The organism is Endozoicomonas sp. SESOKO2, assembly GCF_024606245.1.
Taxonomy (GTDB): Bacteria; Pseudomonadota; Gammaproteobacteria; order Pseudomonadales; family Endozoicomonadaceae; genus Endozoicomonas_A.
This window is the reverse complement of the sequence record NZ_JAHHPQ010000056.1, coordinates 1-8,264: the sequence shown is the minus strand read 5'-3', so window position 1 is coordinate 8,264 and position 8,264 is coordinate 1. Positions and strand designations below refer to the sequence as shown.

Annotated in this window: 8 protein-coding genes and 2 pseudogenes; 7 read left to right on the top strand and 3 right to left on the bottom strand. The window is 49.6% G+C overall.

Annotated features, from left to right (window positions below):
- Positions 1–251, bottom strand: a pseudogene (locus tag KDK17_RS01415) (Rnf-Nqr domain containing protein); the annotation flags it as partial.
- Here KDK17_RS01415 and KDK17_RS01410 point away from each other — a divergent pair.
- From KDK17_RS01410 to nth, 7 genes and pseudogenes are all read left to right on the top strand, one after another.
- Positions 243–344, top strand: a pseudogene (locus tag KDK17_RS01410) (electron transport complex subunit RsxA); the annotation flags it as partial. The pseudogenes KDK17_RS01415 and KDK17_RS01410 overlap by 9 nt on opposite strands.
- A gap of 19 nt (positions 345–363) precedes the next feature.
- Positions 364–951: an electron transport complex subunit RsxB gene (rsxB, locus tag KDK17_RS01405; RefSeq protein WP_257280089.1), complete on the top strand. Its 588-nt coding sequence runs from the start codon at positions 364–366 to the stop codon at positions 949–951.
- Positions 948–3,446, top strand: coding sequence for an electron transport complex subunit RsxC (gene rsxC / locus KDK17_RS01400; protein WP_257287177.1), 2,499 nt, complete (start codon positions 948–950; stop codon positions 3,444–3,446). Before rsxB ends, rsxC begins: the two co-directional genes overlap by 4 nt.
- A 30-nt stretch (positions 3,447–3,476) precedes the next feature.
- Entirely contained in the window at positions 3,477–4,538 is a 1,062-nt protein-coding gene (gene rsxD / locus KDK17_RS01395; protein ID WP_257253896.1) for an electron transport complex subunit RsxD, read from the top strand.
- A gap of 45 nt (positions 4,539–4,583) precedes the next feature.
- Positions 4,584–5,339, top strand: coding sequence for an electron transport complex subunit RsxG (gene rsxG / locus KDK17_RS01390; protein WP_257287176.1), 756 nt, complete (start codon positions 4,584–4,586; stop codon positions 5,337–5,339).
- Positions 5,336–6,097 carry an electron transport complex subunit E gene (locus KDK17_RS01385; protein WP_257254401.1) on the top strand — a complete coding sequence of 254 codons (762 nt, stop codon included), beginning with the start codon at positions 5,336–5,338 and terminating at the stop codon, positions 6,095–6,097. The genes rsxG and KDK17_RS01385 overlap by 4 nt, the downstream gene beginning before the upstream one ends.
- Positions 6,094–6,726, top strand: a complete 633-nt coding sequence (nth, locus tag KDK17_RS01380) for an endonuclease III (protein ID WP_257254402.1) — start codon at positions 6,094–6,096, stop codon at positions 6,724–6,726. The genes KDK17_RS01385 and nth overlap by 4 nt, the downstream gene beginning before the upstream one ends.
- Before the next feature lie 67 nt (positions 6,727–6,793).
- On the opposite strand, the gene KDK17_RS01375 is transcribed toward nth, so the two are convergent.
- Both KDK17_RS01375 and KDK17_RS01370 read right to left on the bottom strand, forming a co-directional pair.
- Positions 6,794–7,720, bottom strand: coding sequence for a substrate-binding domain-containing protein (locus tag KDK17_RS01375; protein ID WP_257280085.1), 927 nt, complete (start codon positions 7,718–7,720; stop codon positions 6,794–6,796).
- A gap of 233 nt (positions 7,721–7,953) precedes the next feature.
- On the bottom strand, positions 7,954–8,264 hold a 311-nt coding region (locus KDK17_RS01370; RefSeq protein WP_257287175.1), incomplete at its 5' end, for a hypothetical protein.

Here is an 8,264-nt window from a genome sequence, read left to right as displayed (position 1 = left end):
GTAGCGGAATCAACCAGTGAACTGTTTAATCGGTTGCTGTTCAGCAGAGCGACACCCAAAACAGCACAGTTGCTAGTGATCAAAGGCAGGAATACGCCAAGGACACGGTGCAGCAGAGGGCTGACTTTTCTAACCACCATTTCCGTAAACTGAACCACTACCGCGATTACAAGGATAAAGGCAATGGTTTTGAGAAATTCCAGACCCAGGGGAATCAGAAGGTACTGATAAGTCAGGTAGCTGCAGATGTTCCTGCTCCTTTCAGGGGCGCTGCCATCGGAATGATCAGCGCTGGCCTGATGTCATTGGCCTTTATGGGCTTCACTGGCCTGATCAAACTGTAAGGGAGATCTGTCAAGGATTATGGAAATCGTCATTTTTGCCATTATCGCCCTTCTTGCTCTGGCACTTGTTTTTGGCGCCATACTGGGTTTTGCCAGTGTCCGCTTCAAGGTGGAAGGCAACCCTATTATTGATCAGGTGAATGAGCTGCTGCCTCAGACCCAGTGCGGTCAATGTGGCTTTCCGGGCTGTCGTCCATACGCAGAAGCGATTGTCAGTGGTGAACCCATCAACCGTTGCCCTCCAGGTGGTCAGTCCACTATCAATGCACTGGCCGATCTTTTGGATGTGGAGCCTGAACCACTGGACGAAGAGCATGGTGCCGAAAAGCCGCCCATGGTTGCCTACATCCGGGAAGATGAGTGTATTGGTTGCACCAAATGCCTACAGGCTTGCCCAGTAGATGCCATTCTGGGCGCTGCCAGGCAAATGCACACGGTCATGAAAGATGAGTGCACTGGCTGTGACCTTTGTGTTGAACCCTGCCCTGTTGACTGCATAGACATGGTAGCCATCGAAACAACGCCCCATACCTGGAGCTGGACCTTGCCCTCCAGGGAAGCAGAACCTGGCCTGATAGCCACGGATATGAGAGGACAAACCGTATGAATCTGCCTCTCAGGGATATCACTGAATCCAGGCACATGCCCGAAGTCAAAGTCAGAGTCTGGCCACTGACGGGAGGCATTCATCCTGAGGAAAACAAGCGCCAATCTACCAGCGTGCCTATCAAGTCTGTCCCAATGCCGGATAAGTTAATTCTGCCATTGTCACAGCATGCGGGCTCTCCTGCAGAGCCTATTGTTGCTGTTGGAGACAGAGTGCTAAAAGGACAAATGATTGCCAGAGCTACCGGCTTTGTCAGCGTGCCCGTTCACGCCCCTACCTCGGGCACTGTGTCTGCAATAAGTTCAGAAGCGATACCCCATCCCTCCGGAATGCACGACGAGTGCATTACATTAATTCCGGATGACAAAGATCAATGGTGTCAGCTCCAGCCAATCGACGATTATAAATCTGTTGAGCCATCAACTCTGGTTGAGCTTATCCGCCAGTCGGGTATTGCAGGTATGGGCGGAGCAGGCTTTCCAGCCGCAGTCAAGCTGTCACCAAGAAGCCCGATACATACACTGATTCTGAATGGCACTGAATGTGAGCCGTATATCACGGCTGATGACATGCTCATGAGAGAGCGTGCCGACAGCATTGTGACCGGCGCAGAGATTTTACAACACCTTCTCACTAGTGAACGTTGTCTGATCGGCATTGAAGACAATAAACCAGAGGCGATTGAAGCCCTCAAAAAAGCCGTTGCCCAGAGCAGCAACGGTCATCAAATAAAAGTGGTTGTCTTCCCAACCAAATACCCTTCGGGTGGCGAAAAGCAGCTGATTCAAATATTGACAGGCCTGGAAGTTCCCTCAGGAAAACTACCTTCCGATTTGGGTATTGCTGTTCAAAACGTTGGCACAGCGGTGGCTGTCTGTGATGCTGTCCAGCATGGCAAGCCGCTGATTTCCAGAATCACCACCATGACTGGCGAAGCGCTCTCAAAACCGGGCAACCTTGAAGTTCTTCTGGGAACACCTGCCAGACACCTTCTGTCCGCAGCAGGCATCAACGATCGTCAACTGGACGCATTGATTATGGGTGGCCCTATGATGGGTTTCACGCTGAACGGGCAGGATGTCCCTGTCATCAAGACCAGCAACTGTCTGATTGCCGGAACCCGTGGAGAATTCCCTCCGGCCATGCCGGCTCAGGCCTGTATTCGCTGCGGTATGTGTGCAGAAGCCTGTCCATCGTCTTTGCTACCTCAACAACTTTACTGGCATGCGAAATCAGAAAACCATGAGCAGCTGAAACATCACAACCTGTTTGACTGTATCGAATGCGGTGCTTGTTCCTACGTGTGTCCCAGCAGTATTCCACTGGTTCAATACTATCGAGCCTCCAAGGGTGAAATTCGGGCTCAGGAAGCCAGACATGCCAAAGCAGAACGCTCCAGGGTGCGCTACGAAAATCGCCAGACCCGTCTTGAAAGAGAGCAGGCTGAAAAAGAAGCCAAGCGCAAGGCTAATGCAGAACGTGCTGCCAGATTGAAAGCTGAGAAGGCAGCATCAAGCAATAAAGAATCGTCTGCAGTCCCGGATCCTGTTCAGGCAGCCATTGAAAGAGCCAAGGCCAAAAAAGTGGCAGCAAGCACAACTACCAACAAACCGGCAAAAACGACACTGTCTGCAGATCAAAAAGAACTCAGGATTCAGTTATCACTGGCCAGCGCCCAGCTGAAGAAAACCCGCAGAGCCCTGACTCAGGCTCAGGAGAAGGGAGAAGGCGACATTGACAAGCTGAGTGCTGATGTCAGCATGCTGGAAGCTCAGGTAGCCAAACTGCAAAAAGAATTTGAAACGGCAGCTGTTTCAGAGCCTTCAGCCATAGAACAGCCTTCAGCTATACGACAGCAACCGAGAGCTGAAAAAAACCTTGATAACGAAGCTGCCAAAAAGTTGAAAATAGAATCCGCTATGGCTAAAGCAGCATTGAAAAAAGCGGAAAGAGCTTTGGCTACAGCCCTTGAAGAAGGCAGTTCTGAAACGGAAGCCCTCAGAGACGCAGTGGAAGAGTACCGCCAGAAAGCAGACAGCCTGACCAAAGAATTAGTTGATGCCAACACAGGAAAGCCAGCAAAATCCTCAGCAGATGACAAAAAGCTGAAAGTTGAACAGGCGATGGCCAAAGCGGCTTTGAAGAAGGCTGAGCGAGAAATGACAAAAGCTCAGGAATTGGGCTCCGATGACACTCTCTCCCTTCAGGACAAAATAGACGAATGTCGTAAAAAACTTGAACAACTGGAATCCGGAAAACCATCCGTCGCTGATAACGCAACGGGAGCGACCAGTTCGTCATACCCGGTAAAGACTGAAACCAGCGACGACCTTAAGAAATTGAAAATTGAGAACGCTATGGCCAGAGCTGCACTCAAGAAAGCCCAAAGGGCACTGGATAACGCCGAAGGCGATACCCAGGCCCTGGAAGCGGCCCTGACCAAAGCACAAACCAAAGCAGCTGAAGCAGAAAATGCTCTGGCCGCAGCAAGTTGATTCTCTCTTGATAAACAGTCGGTATTTACGATGACCCTGGTAAGGCAGACATCCCCCCATGCTCGCAGTCCCAACAGCACGCAGCAGATAATGAAATGGGTCCTACTGGCAGCAGTGCCGGGCCTGGCCATGCAGACAGTCTTTTTTGGCTGGGGAACGCTGATCAATCTCGTCTGGTGCATATTGATTGCAGTGGGCTCAGAAGCGTTGGTGCTGAAAATACGACAACGCCCCATCAGCTTCTATCTCACTGATGGTTCAGCCATTGTCACCGCCGTGTTGTTGGCTCTGGCACTGCCCCCCCTCTCGCCCTGGTGGCTAACCCTGATTGGAATTTCTTTCGCCATTATCATTGGCAAGCAACTCTACGGGGGGCTGGGTAACAATCCATTTAATCCGGCCATGCTGGGATACGTGCTGTTGCTGATTTCCTTCCCTCAGGAAATGACTCAATGGCTACCTCCGGTGGGTGCAGCAGGCCACACTGCTGTGAAAAGCTTCAGCGAGGCACTTTTCACTATTTTCCCACTCTTCGGTCACCCCATTAATATTGACGCCATCAGTATGGCAACGCCGCTGGATATTGTTCGGGAAAATACCTCCCTGACCATGAAAGAGCTCTGGTCAGAAAATCCGGCCTTCCAATATTTTGCAGGTCGTGGGTGGCTCTGGATCAACCTTGCCTATCTGTTGGGTGGCCTTTTTCTGCTCTACAAAAGGGTTTTTAGCTGGCACGCCCCGATGGGCATGCTGGCAGCTCTGCTGGTAATGTCTACCCTTTTCTGGGGCGGAGCCGGGTCTGGCAGCCACGGTTCGCCATTGTTCCACTTATTCAGTGGTGCCACCATGCTGGGTGCTTTTTTCATTATTACCGACCCCGTCAGCAGTGCTACCAGCAACAAGGGAAGGCTGATCTTTGGTGCCGGAACAGGCATTCTTGTCTATATTATCCGCACCTGGGGCGGGTACCCTGACGGTGTCGCCTTCGCGACGCTGCTAATGAACATGGCAGCGCCCATGATTGATTACTATACCCAGCCAAGAACCTATGGTCATAAGAAGCCGAACAAGGGGCTGCCAGAGCAGCACTGAGCTAAGCAGCCCTGAGCCAAGCAGCCCTTAGTGAATGAATGTGAAATGAGTGACTCACGAATGTCCACGGATAAAGAAAGTCAAAATGACCCAAATCCATCTTCTGAACGGAAGATACCTTCTGCCGGCCTTGCCAGCAGCATCGTTCGCAACAGTCTGACACTGGGTATGTTTGCCATTCTCACCGTGGGCCTCATTGCTCTGACTTTTGTTTTCACGCAAGAGAAGATTCATGCCCAGGTTCGCGCCTTTGAAGCCAGGGCTCTGAAAGAAATTCTTCCGGATGACACACACGACAACAGCATTCTGGATGCCCGGATAGTCATCCCGGCCAATGATTTACTGGCAACCTCTACTGAAAAATATGGCTACGTAGCTTTCAAGCATCACAAGCCTGTTGCTGTCATTCTTCCCGCCATAGCTCCTGACGGCTATGCTGGAAAAATAGAGCTACTGGTGGGCATATACGCCGACGGGACTCTGGCTGGAGTAAGAGCCACCCAATACAAGGAAACGCCTGGACTCGGTGATAAAATAGACACCAAAGTGTCTGACTGGATCTTGCAGTTCCGGGGTAAGTCTCTCACAGACCCTGCCCCTGAAGACTGGGGAGTCAAGAAGGATGGCGGCCAGTTTGACCAGTTCACCGGGGCTACTATTACCCCCAGAGCTGTTGTGGGCTCCGTCTATCGAACCCTGAACTATTTTGCCTCTCACAGGGAAACACTCTTTAAAGAGGGTGAAGCAGCCATGGAAACCCTGGCACAGCCAAAAGTTTCGAGAAAAGGAGCAGAACAATGACGGATGATGTTGCTACTGATTCAGCGCTGCAGAAAAAATCGTTGTTCGCCGATCAATCAGCCGCCAGGATTGCCTGGAACGGGCTCTGGCATAACAACCCGGCCCTGGTCCAACTGCTGGGTCTTTGCCCCCTTCTGGGTGTATCCAACAGTGTGGTTAACGCTCTTGGGCTTGGTATTGCTACCATGCTGGTGGTCATGGGCTCAAACATAGTTGTTTCCCTTATTCGACATCAGGTGACTGATGCGATTCGCCTGCCTGTCTTTGTTATGGTCATCGCCTCTTTTACCACTTGTATCGAGCTTTTGATGCAGGCTTACACCTATGAGTTGTATAAAATTCTGGGTATTTTCATTCCCCTGATTGTCACCAACTGCATTATTTTGGGACGTGCAGATGCCTACGCCTCTAAACAGCCTGTGATTCCTGCCGCTTTTGATGGATTGATGATGGGAGCAGGCTTTGCTGCCATATTGGTTCTGCTGGGAGCACTTCGGGAACTGATTGGTCAGGGAACACTGTTCTCGGGCATGGATCTGCTTCTGGGCCCTGCCGCTCAAAACTGGTCAATTGTCGTTTTCCAGGATTACAAACAGTTTCTGTTCGCCATCCTCCCCCCGGGAGCCTTTGTCTTTATGGGGTTTCTGATTGCTATCAAAAATGTCATCGACAAAAAGCAGGAAGAAGCCAGAAAAGCTCAAGAACCGTTATCAGAGGTTGGCAGTAAACGTGTTCGAGTGACTGGAAATATCCGATGAATAAGGAAAAAAGAACCCGGATTTTTAGCCGTTTGCGGGACCAAAACCCTAACCCAACGACAGAACTGAATTACTCCTCCTCCTTCGAGCTTTTGATCGCCGTGATTCTTTCAGCTCAAGCAACGGACGTTGGCGTGAACAAGGCAACGGATAAATTATTCCCGGTGGCCAATACACCCCGGACCATTTTTGATCTGGGTGTTGAAGGCCTGAAGGAATATATCAAAACTATTGGCCTGTTCAATGCCAAAGCCGAAAATGTCATTAAAACCTGTAAAATGCTGCTGGAACAGCATGACGGTGAAGTCCCTGATACCCGCGAAGCCCTGGAAGCACTACCCGGTGTGGGTAGAAAAACTGCAAACGTGGTGCTGAACACCGCTTTCAAACAGCCTGCTATGGCTGTGGACACTCACATATTCCGGGTTTCCAACCGCACCGGAATTGCTCCGGGCAAGAATGTGCTCGAAGTAGAAAAAAAACTGGTCAGACTGGTTCCCAAAGACTTTCTTCTGGACGCCCATCACTGGCTCATTCTTCATGGACGCTACGTCTGCAAAGCCAGAAAGCCTCAATGCGGCAGCTGTATTATCGAAGATTTGTGTGAATTCAAGGAAAAGATTTCCTGATCCAAGACATAGAGCCCCCTCTCGTCCTGAGCTTGTCGAAAGACTTCGACAAGCTCAAAGCCGGGAATTAGAAACGGCGATAACCTCCGTTAATAAAGGAAACAACGACTGCGGAAACAACAACATACAAAACACCGCCAGAAGGAATAGCTGAAACATAAGAAACAGCGGATGAAGCATCAACAGGATTGCATTCATCAGAATAACTTGCCGGATAGTAACCATGATCGCCAATATAGGACTGAATACTGGGTAACAGCATAAACGCTGTAAAGGTTTCAGCGGCTTTGTTGTTAGCAGCGTTACGGAGTATCACCATCTGCTGCTTGAGACGGTGAAAATCAGTGTCTTTTAACAGGGACACTTCATCGACTTCGGGGTAACCGTGCTTTACGTCATGAGTATCCGCGGAGTGATCATCATCTCCGTGAAACACTAACGAGGCCGGGAGCAAGGCAAATACCTCCGTTTTATTCTTGCTGTTATCCCAGACATCATGAGCGCTGTCTTCGATCTTGATTCTCCCCGTTTCATTAAGGGAATAGTACAACCCTGTAGAGTCAAGCAGCGCTTTTGCCCTCTTGCCATAGGGAGAATCCTGAGGATCCGGAATATAGACGTCCTGACCGCTATGCTTGGCCATAAATTCACTCAACTCCTTCACCGATATTGTCTCTTTTCCATGACCGTGACCATGATCATCGGTCTGGTTACCCATCTTGTGCAGGAATGCAAGTCGGCCAAAGGCAAAGGTTTTCCGTGAATCTTTCTTGATTCTACCCAGTTGCTCCAGCGTGGCCGGATGGGTTTCATCTGCGCTGAGAAAGACGTCAAAGTTTTCACCATTCACAATACGGCCGAACAGGTCATCACTCGAACCCATCACAAGCATAAGATCAATGTCCGAATGGCGTTTTTCAAAGACTTTTTTCAATTCAACAGCGGTCGGGTAAAAGTTGGATGCAACCGCAACTTTCAGGGTGTCTGATAACACTGCGGGACTGAGAAATATCAGAGCCAGAACAAAAAAGGCGGATCGATAGACTTTTTTAAAAAAACCATGTCGTATACTAGACCTGAGAGACTGCCAATACTCTTTGAAACTCCATTTGGGGCAGCTGAATAAAGTCGGCATTAATGTAGTCATAACAACTCTATGTTTACTGGTTGATAGGGCAAAGAAGTATAGACGGTATTTATGTGATGTATTTTTTTATCGGTTTATTCTCACTCCTCATTTGGGCATTGGTAGGGTCCGCACATGCTGATGTACATGAAGTTAAAGGTATCAATGACCTGTCGTACGGTCATTTCAATGATACCAGTATTGGCAGAGCTTCTCTTGATTGTAGTCTTCGATCTTGCAACATTTGCAGGAATGGCGCCCTGCCTTGCAGCCATTTCCTTTGGAAAAGTTTGATTTAGAATAATGGTTACCTGGGACTTCGTCAGGCCTGAAGCAAATCCATAGTCAGGGGATCCGGGATTACTCGCCATGTATTCATATATGACGCTATTTTCTGAAGAAAGAGGTTGGA

Coding starts and splice junctions, on each gene's coding strand:
- rsxB (WP_257280089.1), top strand. CDS start 364: ATGGAAATCGTCATTTTTGCCATTATCGCCCTTCTTGCTCTGGCACTT.
- rsxC (WP_257287177.1), top strand. CDS start 948: ATGAATCTGCCTCTCAGGGATATCACTGAATCCAGGCACATGCCCGAA.
- rsxD (WP_257253896.1), top strand. CDS start 3,477: ATGACCCTGGTAAGGCAGACATCCCCCCATGCTCGCAGTCCCAACAGC.
- rsxG (WP_257287176.1), top strand. CDS start 4,584: ATGAGTGACTCACGAATGTCCACGGATAAAGAAAGTCAAAATGACCCA.
- KDK17_RS01385 (WP_257254401.1), top strand. CDS start 5,336: ATGACGGATGATGTTGCTACTGATTCAGCGCTGCAGAAAAAATCGTTG.
- nth (WP_257254402.1), top strand. CDS start 6,094: ATGAATAAGGAAAAAAGAACCCGGATTTTTAGCCGTTTGCGGGACCAA.